The sequence below is a fragment of the Microbacterium schleiferi genome, assembly GCF_038150145.1.
Lineage (GTDB): Bacteria > Actinomycetota > Actinomycetes > Actinomycetales > Microbacteriaceae > Microbacterium > Microbacterium schleiferi_B.
The window spans coordinates 64,106-77,353 of record NZ_JBBWSA010000011.1 but is presented as its reverse complement, the minus strand read 5'-3'; the positions used below and the strand labels follow the sequence as shown (position 1 = coordinate 77,353).

At 67.0% G+C, this 13,248-nt stretch carries 12 protein-coding genes and 1 tRNA gene; 9 read left to right on the top strand and 4 right to left on the bottom strand.

Annotated features, from left to right (window positions below; all coding sequences use genetic code 11):
- Positions 1 to 131 precede the first annotated feature (131 nt).
- Both AADH62_RS12725 and AADH62_RS12720 read left to right on the top strand, forming a co-directional pair.
- Positions 132 to 215 (top strand) — tRNA-Leu (locus AADH62_RS12725).
- Positions 216 to 271: 56 nt separating this feature from the next.
- Entirely contained in the window at positions 272 to 844 is a 573-nt protein-coding gene (locus tag AADH62_RS12720; protein ID WP_341579795.1) for a hypothetical protein, read from the top strand.
- 167 nt (positions 845 to 1,011) lie between these two features.
- On the opposite strand, the gene AADH62_RS12715 is transcribed toward AADH62_RS12720, so the two are convergent.
- Genes AADH62_RS12715 through AADH62_RS12700 form a run of 4 tightly spaced genes read right to left on the bottom strand, consistent with a single transcriptional unit; the run spans position 1,012 to position 5,797 of the window.
- A complete protein-coding gene (locus AADH62_RS12715) occupies positions 1,012 to 3,096 on the bottom strand; it encodes a DUF2156 domain-containing protein (RefSeq protein ID WP_341579794.1) in 2,085 nt (694 codons plus the stop codon).
- 18 nt (positions 3,097 to 3,114) lie between these two features.
- Positions 3,115 to 3,786: an HAD hydrolase-like protein gene (locus AADH62_RS12710; protein WP_341579793.1), complete on the bottom strand. Its 672-nt coding sequence runs from the start codon at positions 3,784 to 3,786 to the stop codon at positions 3,115 to 3,117.
- Between the two features lie 49 nt (positions 3,787 to 3,835).
- A complete protein-coding gene (gene nucS, locus AADH62_RS12705) occupies positions 3,836 to 4,531 on the bottom strand; it encodes an endonuclease NucS (protein WP_341579792.1) in 696 nt (231 codons plus the stop codon).
- Between the two features lie 9 nt (positions 4,532 to 4,540).
- Entirely contained in the window at positions 4,541 to 5,797 is a 1,257-nt protein-coding gene (locus AADH62_RS12700; RefSeq protein ID WP_341579791.1) for an MFS transporter, read from the bottom strand.
- A gap of 79 nt (positions 5,798 to 5,876) precedes the next feature.
- On the opposite strand from AADH62_RS12700, the gene AADH62_RS12695 reads away from it, so the two are divergent.
- The 7 genes from AADH62_RS12695 to mnhG all read left to right on the top strand — a co-directional run bounded on the left by AADH62_RS12695 (position 5,877) and on the right by mnhG (position 13,247).
- On the top strand, positions 5,877 to 6,983 hold the full coding sequence (locus AADH62_RS12695) for a LacI family DNA-binding transcriptional regulator (protein ID WP_341579790.1): 1,107 nt from the start codon (positions 5,877 to 5,879) through the stop codon (positions 6,981 to 6,983).
- Between the two features lie 83 nt (positions 6,984 to 7,066).
- A complete protein-coding gene (locus tag AADH62_RS12690; RefSeq protein WP_341579789.1) occupies positions 7,067 to 9,985 on the top strand; it encodes a Na+/H+ antiporter subunit A in 2,919 nt (972 codons plus the stop codon).
- A complete protein-coding gene (locus tag AADH62_RS12685) occupies positions 9,982 to 10,449 on the top strand; it encodes a Na(+)/H(+) antiporter subunit C (protein WP_341579788.1) in 468 nt (155 codons plus the stop codon). The genes AADH62_RS12690 and AADH62_RS12685 overlap by 4 nt, the downstream gene beginning before the upstream one ends.
- Complete coding sequence (locus AADH62_RS12680; RefSeq protein ID WP_341579787.1) at positions 10,446 to 12,020, top strand: Na+/H+ antiporter subunit D; 1,575 nt, start codon at positions 10,446 to 10,448, stop codon at positions 12,018 to 12,020. Before AADH62_RS12685 ends, AADH62_RS12680 begins: the two co-directional genes overlap by 4 nt.
- On the top strand, positions 12,017 to 12,592 hold the full coding sequence (locus tag AADH62_RS12675) for a Na+/H+ antiporter subunit E (RefSeq protein ID WP_341579786.1): 576 nt from the start codon (positions 12,017 to 12,019) through the stop codon (positions 12,590 to 12,592). The genes AADH62_RS12680 and AADH62_RS12675 overlap by 4 nt, the downstream gene beginning before the upstream one ends.
- Positions 12,589 to 12,864, top strand: a complete 276-nt coding sequence (locus tag AADH62_RS12670; RefSeq protein WP_341579785.1) for a monovalent cation/H+ antiporter complex subunit F — start codon at positions 12,589 to 12,591, stop codon at positions 12,862 to 12,864. The genes AADH62_RS12675 and AADH62_RS12670 overlap by 4 nt, the downstream gene beginning before the upstream one ends.
- Positions 12,861 to 13,247, top strand: a complete 387-nt coding sequence (mnhG, locus tag AADH62_RS12665; protein WP_341579784.1) for a monovalent cation/H(+) antiporter subunit G — start codon at positions 12,861 to 12,863, stop codon at positions 13,245 to 13,247. Before AADH62_RS12670 ends, mnhG begins: the two co-directional genes overlap by 4 nt.
- Position 13,248: the final 1 nt, after the last annotated feature.

Sequence of the window (13,248 nt, the reverse complement as noted above, 5' to 3'; positions counted from 1 at the left end):
AGCGGTGGGACCATGCTAGTTGGAGACTCTGAACAGGCCATGGACGACTTCGCCGGAGCGCTGATACGGGGCCCGACGCGCCGATCTGTCGTGATATCCTCGGGAAGTTGATCCGCGGTCCGCCGCGGTTCGCGCGAGTGGCGGAATAGGCAGACGCGCTGGCTTCAGGTGCCAGTGCCCGAAAGGGCGTGGGGGTTCAACTCCCCCCTCGCGCACAGGAGGGAAGGTCCCGAGAGGGGCCTTCTTTTCGTCCTACCCGACTCGAGGCGTCATGAGATTCCAGCCTGCCGCGGCCCTGGCCGCCCTCGCGATCGTGGGCATCGCGCTGACAGGGTGCACCGCAGAGTCGATACCCGATCCGAGCCCGACGCCCTCGGTCAGCGAGAGCGCAGAGGCGACGCCGGGAACCCGCGCCAATCCGCTCGAGGTCGGTGAGACCATTCGACTCGCCGACGGGTCGGCATGGTCGGTACGTGCGACAGCGGCGACCGAGGTCGGCGACGGGTATGTCGTGCTGCCGATGCGCATCCTCATCGACTGGGATGCGATCCGTGATCAGCTGGCGGAGGCAGGTGAGGATCCCGCGGATGCCGAAACTCTCGGGATCGACCCCTGGGCGTCGCTGGTCGTTCGCTATATCGGGGCGAGCGGACGTAGCTACGAGCTGTTCGAGAACGCCGCCGCCGACGTGCCGAACCAGCTCTGGTCGATCGGAACGGTGTATCCGCCGGCCGAGGACTTGTCGGCAAACGTCGCTGTGAGCGTCCCGGCCGAGGAGATCGACGGCGGCGTGTGGACGGTGCTCAACACCGGCGGTGACGCCGTCTTCCTCGCGGCGTCCTGAGTGGGCCGGACAACTCATCCAGCCCTAGTACCCGCGCCGTTGCGGTGTCGATAGAGTGTGGCTTGTCGCGCTTTGGCGCGATCTATCCGGGGGGATCCGTCGACGCCCGGGTCTGGAGCGCTGCTCGGCCCGGGCGTTCGATGGCACCGTGTTCGATGGGCTGGTGTTCAGCGCCCGCTGCGGAGGAGTTCTCGACTCGATCCTGCGAGCTGACGCAGCGACGCGTCGGGGAGGAAGGCTCGGGTCAACGCCATTCCGATCCGAGCCAGGTCGGCCTCGTCTCGATACAGCAGGTACAGCGACTCGTAGCGGGGATGGAACTTCTCCTTGAACCGGTGCAGCGATCGGAAGCCGTACACCGGCTCCAGCATGTCGGCGAGCCGCTCGGTGATGTCGGCAATCATCCCCGCGTCCGGCGGATAGTCGTGCGTGAGGGGAGCACCTGAGAGGGAAAGCATTCCCGCCCCCTCGTCGGCGAAGAACCGTGCCGACGAGCCGATGAGAAACTCCATCACCGGCCCGAACCCGCCCTCGCGGCGGCGCATGAGGTCGAGGGTCCACCCTTCGATCCGACCCTTGCCGTAGACGGGCAGCCACGAGAGGAACCCGTCGACGTCGCCGTGCGGTGAGATCGCCAGGGCGAGCCGCACCTCGGGGTCGGCGGCCTCGTGCAGCGTGCCCAGGGTGAAGCCCATCTCGGGCAGTCCCTTGTCGCCGACCCACATGTCCGAGATGGCCCGCAACTGCTGCTGGATGCCCCACGGCTCGTCGGCCAGGCGCGTCATCCGGAACGTCATCTCTTCGCGGCTCGCGCGGTTCAGTGAGGTGCGAACCGCAGCCCACCGCTTGCCCGTGAACTCGAGCCCTGCGAGGTCGACGATCGTGTCGTCAGCGACGATGAGGCTGCGCCAGCCCTCCGGCACGAGCGCGCGGGTAGCTTCATCCGCCGAGAAGAAGCAGGGGATGAGTCCCGCGCTCTCTGCCGTCGAGACGAACTCGTGCACCGATTCTGCGCGGCTCTCCGGCGGCCCCAGAGGGTCGGCGAGCACGAGGGCGACTCCCGAGCGCCTCTGGTAGGCGACGATTCCCGACCTCGTGCGGGCGTACGACAGCCCCTCCCAGGTCGTCATCCACGAGAGGGTGCCGCCGCCGAAAGCGTGCAGCATCTCGCGGACCTCACCGACCGTGGGGATGGGGCTGAGGCCCAACTTGGCTCGCCGTCGCCCGCGGAATGCTCCGCGCACCCAGGCCAGGTAGACGAGCAGGATGCCCCACAGGACCGCCGTCGCGACGGTGACCGACGGGTCGCCGTCCCACGTGAGGTCGGCGGCAGGGAAGCTGACGTACAGGGCGACGACCAGGATGCCGAGCACAACGTTGATGCTTGCGAGGATGACGGCGATGACCCATGCCCAGCGTCGACCGCGAAAGAGGCCCCTGGCCACCAGAAGCAGGATGATGACGTCGATCGCCGTGTCGATCCAGGATCCGCCGCCGAGCTCGGTCCGGCCGAAGGGCCCATCGGTCGGAACGATCGAGGTTAGCGTCTCGATCGCTGCCAGGGCGAGGACAGCGACCAAAGCGACGAATCGCTGCTCTTGAACGCTCACGCGGCGAAGGCGTAGCGGCCGGGCCACGACAAGAACGAGCAGAATCGCGAACGCGTGCACGACATCCGCCAGCGAGCCCCAATAGAGCAGCGCCACCGCGCTACCGCCGAGCAGCACCAGCCACGCCCGTGAGCGCCACGGGGAGGGGAGGAGCGTAGCCGCGGCCGCCAGGCAGGCCATGGTGCCGCCGGAGGGGCCGACGTCGAGGGCGAGTGCCTCGCGCTGCGCCCAGGGCCAGGCAGTGAAGGCGAGGAGCCAGAGGGCCAGTGCGCTGGCGAAGATCGCGAACAGCTGCCCCACCGCGTAGTACGCGAGGGCAACTCGCGTCCCGCGGCGCCACTCGAGGTAGCCCATGCCGATGAAGCTCGCGAGAGTGATGGCGTAGACCCACGGATGCACGACGAAGAACGTTCCCGTGATCGGCGTCCACCATCGGCCCTCGAGGAACGCCGGCAGTCCGTATGCGACCTCCGCGAAGAGCGGGTTGTGCTTGAACGATCGCCACAGCCCCTGCGAGATGATGCCCACAGCGAGCAGCGTGAGCACGAACACGATCGTGGCCGGCATCCGCGACACCGCGGTTCGGATCCCGAACCCGGACGCCCGGCGCGCGGGGGTCTCGGTCGCTGCGGTGTCGGTCATCGTTGCCCTCCTGCGCACCTATTCTGTCGAGGTCAGCAGCAATTCGCGCAGCGACGCGACGTCGTCGACCGTTGCCTGTGCGCCCTCGGATTCGTGAGGCCAGCTGAAGCCCCACCGCACGAAGATCACCGGCACATCGTTCGCGGCGCCCCCGTCGACATCGTGGTGACGGTCACCGATGAGCACGGGTCGCGACGTGTCGACACCCACCGCCCGCAGTCTCCGCAGCGCTTCAGCGACGATGTCGGCCTTCGCGCTCAGCGTACGCTCGTCGGGAGTGGCGCCCGTGATCGCACGCAGGTGCGGCGACAGCGCGAAATGCTCCATGAGGGCGACGACCTGGTTTTCCGGCTTCGAGCTGGCGGTCGCCTGCGGGATGCCGGCGCTGTCGAGATCGGCGATGAGTTCTCCGATCCCGTCGAACAACTGCGCACCGGTCGTGTAGCCGTCGGCTTTGCTGAGGGCGCGGTAGTACGCCACGGCATCCGTCGACTGCTCCGGCGTCATGCCGAGGTTCACCTGGAAGGACTCGAACATCGGCGGGCCGATCCAGTGGACGAGCTCGGCCCGGGTCGGTGCGGGGTAGCCGAAGTGCTCGAGGGTCGTGGTCAGGCGGCGAAGGATGCCGTCGGAGGCGTCGACGACGGTGCCGTCGACGTCCCACAGCACGCAGGTCCAGGGAGATCGCATGCCTCCACGCTAGGGGAACCCAGCGGGGCGGCAGTCGCTGGATTCCCCGTTAGAACAGGCGGGGCGCTCCCGACTCGATGCCCTTCATTCCCTCGTAGTCGAGCGTGACGCACCGGATGCCGCGGTCAGTCGCCAGCACGCGCGCCTGCGGCTTGATCTCCTGGGCGGCAAAGACTCCCGTCACCGGCGCGAGGTGCGGATCTCGACCCAGCAGCTCGAGATAACGCGTGAGCTGTTCGACGCCATCGATGTCGCCGCGGCGCTTGACCTCGACGGCGATCGTGCCGCCGTCGGGATTGCGCAGCAACAGGTCGACGGGGCCGATAGGCGTGGGGTACTCGCGACGAACGAGACTCAGGCCGTCGCCGATGACCTCGACCTGCTCGGCAAGGAGACGCTGGAGGTCCGCTTCGACGCCGTCTTTCACCAGGCCCGGGTCGATGCCGAGCTCATGCGTGGAGTCGTGGACGACCTCGTAGATCCGCACGAGGAGGGCGTCGCCGGTCTTCGCATGCGTGACGCGCCACTGCTCGATGACGCCGACGTCGGCGGCTTCGGCATCCGGCTCTTCTACGACCAGCGAGCAGGGCGGGCTCATCCAGTTGAGGGGCTTGTAGGAGCCGCCGTCCGAGTGCACGAGCAGGGACCCGTCACCCTTGTGCACCAGGAGCCTGGTCGCGAGCGCGAGATGCGCGTTCAGTCGGCCGGTGTAATCGACGGTGCAGCGGGCGATGACAAGACGCACCCGTCGAGCCTAACGGCCCGCAGTCCGCTCGCCGCCCGCGGGAACGGCGGCATGCACCGGGAGCGGACGGGCAGCTCCCGACGCGAGCCCCGAGGCGATCGCGAGGACGACCAGGATGTACAGCGTGTTGAGCACGCCGATGTGGAAGCTGATGAACCCGAGGATCGGCGGGCCGCACAGGAACGCGACATAACCGATGGTGGCCGCCGCGCTCACGCGTGCTGCAGCCTTCGCGGGGTCGTCGGCGGCTGCCGACATCCCCAGCGGGAAGCCGAGCGAGGTACCCGCGCCCCAGAGCGCCGCCCCGACGAAGATGAGCGGGACATTCGGCGCGAGGATGAACAGCAGCAGGCCGGATGCCGCGAGCACCGACAGCACGCGCAAAGTGGCAACACGGCCGAAGCGGTCGACGAGCGGCCCGCCGAAGACCCGGACGACCGTCATGCTGACCGAGAATACGGCGAGGCCGATCGCCCCCAGCGCTTCGCTTGCGCCGTGGCCGTCCACGACGCCGAGCGCGAGCCAGTCGTTGGCGCCGCCCTCGGCGAACGCCATCCCGAGCATGATGATCCCGAGTGTGTAGGTGCGGGGCTCCTTCCATGCCGACAGGGCGACACTCAGGCGTTCGCGCATGCGTGGCTTCTGGGCCGGCTCCGGGTCGGCATCCGGGTCCATCGCGATCTCTCGGGCCGGCACGTTGGCGCTTGCCCAGATACCAGTCAGCACCAGCAGGCCGGCGATTACCGCGGTGTGCGTCAAGACGTTGAGGTTCATCGCGATAGCCAGGGCACCAAGCCCCGCGCCGGCGACGGTGCCGAAACTGAAGAACGCGTGGAAGAGGGGAAGGATCGTCTTGCCGATCGTCTTCTCGATCGCGGCTCCCTCGACGTTCATCATGACGTCGACGGATCCGTTACCCAGGCCGAACAGGGCGAGACCGACGATCACGAGAATGTACGAATTCGCGACGTCGACACCGATTCCCACGAGTGCGACACCGACCGAGAAAGTGAGGATGGCGCCGAGCATGCTTCGGCGGGCACCGAACCGGGCGAGAACGACGGATGCCAGGGAGAGGCCGATGATCGATGCGAGGCCCGCGCCCAGCAGCATGAAGCCGATCTGGATGTTGTCGACACCGAGCGTCGCTTTGATCGCCGGTACCCGCGCAGCCCACGTCGCCACGCTCAGACCGCTGAGGAAGAAGATCGTGAAGACAGCCGTGCGCCATCGGACGATCTGAGCGCGAGAGAGAGCGGTGTCCACCGGACGAGTGTATCGAATCGTTTCGATGCGCACCATCTCACGGTGACCTGCGCGTGCGAGCCAGTACCATCAAGGCACCATGAGCGAGCGCAGGGCAACGATCACTGACGTCGCGCGCGAAGCCGGAGTCTCGGCATCCACGGCGTCCGTCGTCTTCAGCGGCAACGCGCCTGCCTCGGCCGAGACGCGACGTCGGGTCTTGGCGGCTGCCGAGGCGCTCGGGTACACCGGTCCGGATCCCCGCGCGGCGTCGCTGCGTCGGGGCAGGTCCGGCATCGTCGGCGTCGTGTTCGGAGGCTCGCTGCGTTCGGCTTTTCATGACCCGGTCACGATCGCGATGATGGATGGGATCGCCGAGGGGGTGGCACCGCTTCGCGCCGGACTCCTGCTCCTGCCGGATGAGACGTCATCTGCGGCGCCGGCAACCGGCACCGACAGCGGTGCGATCGAGGTGCCGTCGGCGATGACCTCCGCGCCGATCGACGCCGCGGTGCTCGTCGGATTCGGCCAAACCCGCCAGCCCTCGCTCGACGTGCTGCGCGCTCGCCGCGTGCCGGTCGTCATCATCGAAGGGGACGCGGGGCCCGACATCCCGCGGATCGAACTCGACAACAGTGCGGCGCAGCAGCGGGCAGCGAGCTATCTGCGGGACCTCGGCCACGAGAGGGTGACGCTGCTCACCCTTCCGATCCGCCCGTCGCGCGCCCGCGGTTGGTTCGGCCCCGCCGATGCCGTTGAGGTCGATGTGACCGCGGCGCGCCTGGCGGGTGCCCGGGCTGTCTACCCCGATGCTCCGACATACGCAGCGGTGACCAGTTCGATCGATGAGGGCTTGATTGCCGGCCGCGAGATTCTCGCCGGACCCGACCGCCCAACGGCAGTGATCGCCCAGACCGATCTGCTCGCTGCCGGAGTCATCCGTGCGGCAGAAGAGTGCGGCCTGCGCGTTCCCGAGGATCTCAGCGTGACCGGTTTCGACGGCGTCGAGGTCGACGGTCTGGATGCCTACGAATTGACCACCCTCGTGCAGCCGGCCGTCGAGAAAGGGCGGGCGGCGGGCGCCGCGGTCGTGGCGATGCTGGCGGGCGAGGATGCGGCATCCGTCACGTTCACGTGTTCCTTCCGTGTCGGCACGACGGCAGGACCGGTTCCCCGGGGTTATCCCGCATCCACCGGCCGCGCCTGAACACTGCCCGGATAGGATGAAAGCCACACCCTGATCGCCCGATCCCGCAGCATCGACGGGACGACGACCACGAGGAGGCCGGCATGCTCCTCGTTCTCGTGGCGTTCACGATCGGGTCACTTGCACTTCCGCTGCTCGTGCGGGCGTGGGGGCCGAGGGCGTTCTTCGCCGCCGCCGCGGTCTCGTTCGGGGCTTTCGTGTACACCGCGGCGCTTTCACCCCGAGTGCTTGCTGGCGACATCCCCTTCGAATCGTTCACCTGGATCGAACCTCTCGATATCGAGCTGTCGATGCGGATGGACACCCTGTCGTGGGTCCTCGCGCTGATCGTCACCGGAGTCGGCGCTCTCGTGCTGCTGTACTGCCGCTGGTACTTCGACGGGAAGGAAGAGCTCGGCCAGTTCGCCGCCGTGCTGCTCGCGTTCGCGGGGGCGATGTACGGGCTCGTGCTCACCGACGATGTCGTCGTGCTCGTGATGTTCTGGGAGATCACGAGCGTTCTGTCGTATCTGTTGATCGGCCACTACAACAGACGTGCGGCGAGCAGGCGCGCTGCCCTGCAGGCGCTTCTGGTGACAACTCTCGGTGGGCTGGTGATGCTCATCGGTGTCGTACTCGTCGTGGTGCAGGCGGGAACCTCGAGCCTGTCCGAGATCCTCGCCGACCCACCGGTCAGTCCCGTCATGACCGCGGCGCTCGTTTTGCTGCTGGTCGGAGCGCTCAGCAAGTCGGCGATCTTCCCCTTCCACTTCTGGCTCCCTGGCGCGATGGCTGCCCCGACACCGGTGTCGGCCTATCTGCACGCGGCTGCGATGGTCAAAGCCGGCATCTATCTCGTTGCAGCGTTGGCGCCGGTCTTCGCCGAGAACCCCGCATGGCACCCGATCGTGATCGGACTCGGCGGCTTCACGATGCTGCTCGGCGGGTGGCAGGCCCTGCGGGAGACAGATCTCAAGCGCCTTCTCGCCTACGGAACTGTCAGTCAGCTCGGCTTCCTCATGGTCGTGCTCGGGTATGGCACGCGGGATGCCGCCCTGGCGGGACTCGCTCTGCTGCTCAGTCATGCCCTCTTCAAGTCCGCGCTGTTCCTGATCGTCGGCATCATCGACCACCAGCTTTCAACCCGCGATCTTCGCGAGATCAGCGGACTCGGGCGCCAGGCGCCGGTCCTTGCCACGGCTGCGATCGTGTCGATCGCGTCGATGGTCGGAATCATCCCCACCGTCGGGTTCGTGGCGAAGGAGGGTGCGCTCGCAGCCCTCCTGGATGAGGCGGTCGGCGGCTCCGTATGGGGCCTTGTGGCGCTTCTGGCTGTCGTCGTCGGTTCAGTGCTGACCGCGGCGTATGGCATCCGATTCGTGTGGGGCGCCTTCTGGACCAAGCGCGACATGGCTCGGGTATCGTGGCCGGATCCGTCAGCCGGATTCGCCTCGGCGCCCGTGGCGCTGGCCGTCCTGAGCCTCGCTGCAGGCTTCGCGGCACCGCTTCTGGATGGGGCTTTCGCACGGTACGCCGATCTCGCCCCCGCGGCCAGCCCCGGCGTCCCCACACCGGAGCACCCCGCGTATCTATCGCTGTGGCATGGGTTCGAACCTGCCCTGTGGATCTCGCTCGGCACGATCGCGCTCGGTGCCGCGCTCTTTGTGTTCACGGCGCGGGGAGTCGGACGCCGGCGCGTTCTTCCCTTCACGGCAGTGGATGCCTACAACGGGTCGCTGCGGATGATCGAGCGACTCTCGGTGCTGACGACCACGCTCGTCCAGCGCGGTTCACTCCCGGTCTACGTCGCCACGATCTTCCTCGTGCTCGTGGCCGGCGAGGGAACCGCGTTGTTTGCCTCATCCGACTGGCAGGCAGACCTCGACGCCTTCCACACGCCCGTGCAACTCGCCGTTGCTCCGGTGATGATCGCGGCCGGAGTCATCGCCGTCCGTGCCCGCAAGCGCTACACGGGTGTCGTGCTCGTCTCGGTCACCGGCCTCGGTATGGTCGTGCTCTTCGCAACCAGCGGTGCACCCGATCTCGCCCTCACCCAGATCCTCGTCGAGACCGTCACCCTGGTCGCCTTTGCGCTCGTGCTGCGCCGCATCCCGTCGCGCCTGGGCGCCCATAACGGTTCGTCGTTTGCCGTCGGCCGCGCAATATTGGCCGTGCTCGTGGGACTCACGATGGCCGGTGTCGCCATCGTGGCGACGGGTGCCCGCGTCGATGTGCCCATTTCGCTGGCCTTCCCGGGACTTGCCTATGAGATCGGGCACGGCAAGAACGTCGTCAACGTCGCGCTTGTCGACCTGCGTGGTTGGGACACGATGGGTGAACTCTCGGTCGTCGTGCTCGCCGCCACCGGTGTCGCATCCCTCGTCTTCGTCACGAATCGTTCCGAGACGCTGCCGCAGATCACGGCGCCGATCATCCAGCGTGCCCAGCGCGCGGTGCGTCGCCGCACGCCGCTGACCGAGGCAGACGTGGAAGGTGCTCCTAGCCGCACCGCGTGGCTCGTCGGAGGTCAGCGCGTGCGCCCCGAGAACCGGTCGATCCTGCTCGAGATCGTGGTGCGGATCCTCTTCCACTCGATCATCATCGTGTCGCTGTATCTGCTGTTCGCCGGGCACAACCTTCCCGGTGGTGGGTTCGCAGCGGGTCTCGTTGCCGGGATGGCCCTGGTGATGCGATACATCGCCGGGGGTCGCTACGAACTCGGCGCAGCTGCGCCGACGGATGCCGGGCGCTTCCTCGGGATCGGCATGGGCATCGCCGTAGCCTGCGCGATCATCCCGCTCGCTTTCGGTGTCGAGCCGCTGACGCGAGCGATCTTCGAGGCCGAGGTCCCCGTGCTCGGGCACATCGAGTTCGTGACCTCGACGATCTTCGACGTCGGTGTCTACCTGGTCGTGATCGGACTGGTGCTGGATGTCCTGCGCAGTCTCGGCGCCGAGGTCGACCGCCAGGCCAACGCAGCGGGGACGTCGGTCGCGGCACGCGAGGAGGTGAGCGGATCGTGAACGTCTCGATCGTTCTCATCGTCATCATGGCGGTGCTCTTCGCCGCCGGCGTGTACGCGATGCTCGAGCGCAGCCTCACGCGCGTGCTCATCGGGTTCCTCCTGCTCGGCAACGCAGCCAACCTCTTGCTGCTTATCGTCATGGGGCGGCCAGGTATCGCGCCGTTCTACGGCGACGGTGAACCTCAGGAGATGTCGGACCCCCTGCCGCAGGCGCTCACGTTGACCGCGATCGTGATCACCTTCGCGATCTCGGCGTTCCTGCTCGCGCTGATCTACCGCTCCTGGCAGCTGGGGCAGGCCGACACCTTCGACGAAGACGAAGCGGATGTCGCGCTGCGCGAACGCGGCATGCGAGCCGACGACGAGATGGATCAGGAGATCGAACCCGAAGACGACGACGCGACGAGCGACTTCCTCGCATCCGAAGCCACGGATGATCGGACGAAGGGATCAGGTTCATGACCGCCCTCGTTCCCCTCCTGGTCACCCTGCCGCTGCTGGGTGCTGCCATCGCGCTCATCGCCGGACGCCACCGCCGGGTTCAGGTGGGTGTTTCCGTCGTCACGCTCGTTCTAACGCTCGCGATCGCGACAGTGCTGCTGGTAGCCGTCGACGCGTCGAACCTCCCCTTCGCGGTGTCGGTGGGAGGCTGGCCCGTTCCCTTCGGGATCGTGCTCTATGTCGATCGCCTTGCGGCGCTGCTCGTCATGGTCTCGAGCGTCGTACTGCTGGCCGTGTTGCTCTTCTCGATCGGGCAGGGAGCCGCCGACGGCGACGACGACACCCCGGTCTCGATCTTCCACCCGACCTACCTCATCCTCGCGGCGGGTATCTTCGTCGCCTTCACCGCGGGTGACCTGTTCAACCTGTACGTCGGGTTCGAGATTCTGCTCGTCGCGTCGTACGTGCTCATCACCCTCGGAAACAGCGAGCAACGCATCCGTGCGGGCATCACCTACATCGTCGTCTCCCTGGTCTCGTCGATCCTGTTCCTCTCGGCGATCGCGATGATCTACGGCGCGACCGGAACGGTCAACATGGTCCAGCTCGCCGACCGGATGACGCAGTTGCCGCAGGAAACGCAGTACGTGCTGCACGTCATGCTGCTGCTCGCGTTCGCGATCAAGGCAGCGGTCTTCCCCGTGTCGTTCTGGCTTCCCGACTCGTATCCGACGGCGCCAGCGCCGGTCACGGCGGTGTTCGCGGGCCTGCTGACGAAGGTCGGCGTCTACGCGATCATCCGCACCGAAACCCAGATCTTCCTCGAGAACGACCTCAATACGATCCTGCTCATCGCGGCTCTCGCGACGATGGTCATCGGCATCCTGGGTGCCGTCGCGCAGGCAGAGCTCAAACGGATTCTGTCGTTCACCCTGGTCAGCCACGTCGGTTACATGATCTTCGGGATCGCGATCGCGACGCCCGCTGCGATCGGGGCGACCATCTACTACATGGTCCACCACATCGTGGTGCAGACGACGCTCTTCCTCGCGGTGGGCCTGGTCGAGCGCCGGGCCGGCAGCACCTCGATCCTCAAGGTCAAGGGGCTCATGCGAGCAGCCCCCGTCATCGCGCTGCTGTACTTCATCCCGGCGGTGAACCTCGGCGGTCTGCCGCCCTTCTCGGGCTTCATCGGCAAGTACGCGTTGTTCGATGCGGGCGCTGCCGTCGGCACACCGTTGATGATGACCCTGATCGTCGCCGGTATCGCGACGAGCCTGCTCACCCTGTATGCGCTCATGCGAGCGTGGAACCTCTCGTTCTGGCGAGAGGATGACGATTCCAGCGAGACCTCACAGCGCACGGCTTACCTGCAGGCTGCTCCCGCAGCGACGACGATCACCGAACGCCGCGTGATTCCGCGCATCATGACGGCAGCCACCGCGGGGATGGTCGCGGTCAGCGTCGCACTGACCATCTTTGCGGGGCCGCTGTATGAGATCTGCGCTCGTGTGGGCGGCGCGCTGCTGGAGCCGATCACCGTCGTCCAGCTCGATGAATCGGTCGACATGAGCGGGGAGGTGCTGCCGTGACAGATCGCTCCCCCGAGCCCGTCGGCTTCTTCACGGCCATCTGGCGACAGCTTCCCGTCCTGTTGTGGCTGACGGTGCTGTGGATGCTGCTGTGGGGACAGTTCACGATGCTCGCCTTCCTCACCGGGCTTATCGCCGCCATCGCGGTCACTACCGTCTTCCACCTGCCGGTGGTCGAGCTGTCGCGGCGGCTGAACCTCTGGTACGCGCTGGTATTTGTCGTCACCTTCCTCGGGGGGCTGGTGCGCGGCTCGCTGAGTGTCGCGTGGCAGGTGCTCGACCTGCGTCGACAGCCCGGCACTGCAGTGATCGGCGTGCAGCTGCGCACCGATGATGACCTGCTGATGGCTCACACCGCGATCACGTGTTCGCTCATTCCCGGCTCGCTCGTGCTGGATGCCGACCGTGATCGCCGCATCCTGTACCTGCACATCATCGGCGTGCGCGGCCAGAAGGAGATCGAAGCCAATCGGCGGGAGACGCTCCTGTGGGAGGCGCGGCTGACCCGGGCGTTCGGGTCGCGCGAGCAGCTGCACCGGCTTCGGCAGGCGCAGAAAGCGGAGGTGTCATGACGATCTCGACGATCCTGATCATCGCCATCTACATCGCGTTCACGGCAGCGGCGCTCGTCACGCTGTGGCGCATCGTCGTGGGGCCCTCGATCCTCGATCGCGCTGTCGCGTCCGATGTGTTGTTGACCGAGGTCGTCTGCGTCCTCGGTGCCGACATGGTGATCGGACACCACACCCGCACCCTGCCCGTGTTGCTCATCATCGCGGCGGTCGGCGTCTTCGGATCGATCGCGATCGCTCGGTTCGTCGCCCGAAAGGACGTGACGAAATGACGGATGCTGAGATCGCGGCTCTTCTGGACGGGGCGGCCCTCGTGCTGATCCTGATTGGCGCACTGCTGTGCGTGACGGCAGCGATCGGCCTCGCGAGGTTCCGCGACGTTCCGAGCCGTCTTCATGCCGCGACCAAGCCCCAGGTCCTGGGTGTCATTCTGATCTGTCTCGCGATCGCCCTTGCACAGCGCAGTTGGGCAGTGGTCGCGTTCATCGTGCCGATCATCCTGATCCAGCTCGCGGCATCGCCGCTAGCCGCTCATATGGTGGGGCGCCAGGCCTACCGCAACCGCACAATGGACGTCGATGACCTCGTGGTCGACGAACTCGCCGACGCCGAGATCGAGACCTCCCGCCCCGAGACCGGCGCCGATCCCGGTTGAG